This window comes from Stenotrophomonas sp. YIM B06876 (assembly GCF_030711595.1).
Taxonomy (GTDB): Bacteria; Pseudomonadota; Gammaproteobacteria; order Xanthomonadales; family Xanthomonadaceae; genus Stenotrophomonas.
Genome location: NZ_JAUJUJ010000122.1, coordinates 1 through 878 on the forward strand (window position 1 = coordinate 1; position 878 = coordinate 878).

Here is an 878-nt window from a genome sequence, read left to right on the forward strand (position 1 = left end):
AGCACGTTGATGGCGACGTCGAACCCGGTCCAGTACGGCGGCGGGATGCGCGCCAGCAGGAACACGGCCGGCGAAATGCCCTGGGCGCGCCAGCCGTCGAACGGAAACAGGCTGGCGAAGACGATCAGCGCGGCATACACCAGCGCCAGAGGCCAGGCCGTGGTCTTGTGCATGCTCAAGTCTGCGGACGGACCATCATGCCGGCTCAGAAAGGCTTGACCACCACCAGCACCACGGCCGCCAGCAGCAGCAGCACCGGCGCCTCGTTGAACCAGCGAAACCACACATGGCTGCGCGTGCTGCGGCCCGCAATGAACTTGCGCAGCAGCACGCCACAGGCATGGTGGTAGCCCAGCACCAGCAGCACCACCAGCAGCTTGGCGTGCATCCAGCCATTGCCCGGGCCCCGGCCTATGCCGTAGCCCAGCCACAGCCACAGGCCCAGCGCCACGGCGGGCACGGCCAGCAAGGTGGTGAAGCGCATCAGCTTGCGCGCCATCAGCAGCAGGCGCTCGCGCTCGGCCACCGAACCGGGCGCCACCATGGCCAGATTGACGAAGATGCGCGGCAGATAGAACAGGCCGGCAAACCAGCTGACCACGAAGACGATGTGAAACGATTTGACCCAGAGCATGGCGGCAGTTTATCTGTGCAGCGCACAAAAAAGCCCGGCGGGACGCCGGGCCGGTAAAGCCTGCGGGCGATGTCGCCTGCCAGGCCCCGCTCGGGGAGATAAAGCGGGAGGCAGCGCACTGCCCCGCGCCAATCGCGCACTGCACATGCCGGCTTACAGGCAGCGCCGGCCCGGGCGGCGCCGGATCGGGCACAATTTTCCCCATGCACCTCTCCAGCCCCACCCCGTTTCCCCACAACCGCCC

General features: G+C 67.3%; 1 protein-coding gene. It reads right to left on the reverse strand.

What is annotated here, in order from left to right; all coding sequences use genetic code 11:
* Positions 1-205: 205 nt before the first annotated feature.
* Positions 206-634, reverse strand: a complete 429-nt coding sequence (locus tag QZH66_RS15225) for a CopD family protein (RefSeq protein WP_305806755.1) — start codon at positions 632-634, stop codon at positions 206-208.
* Positions 635-878 lie beyond the last annotated feature (244 nt).

Excerpts from the sequence above, each read along its gene's own strand:
- QZH66_RS15225 (WP_305806755.1), bottom strand. The coding sequence starts at position 634 with ATGCTCTGGGTCAAATCGTTTCACATCGTCTTCGTGGTCAGCTGGTTT.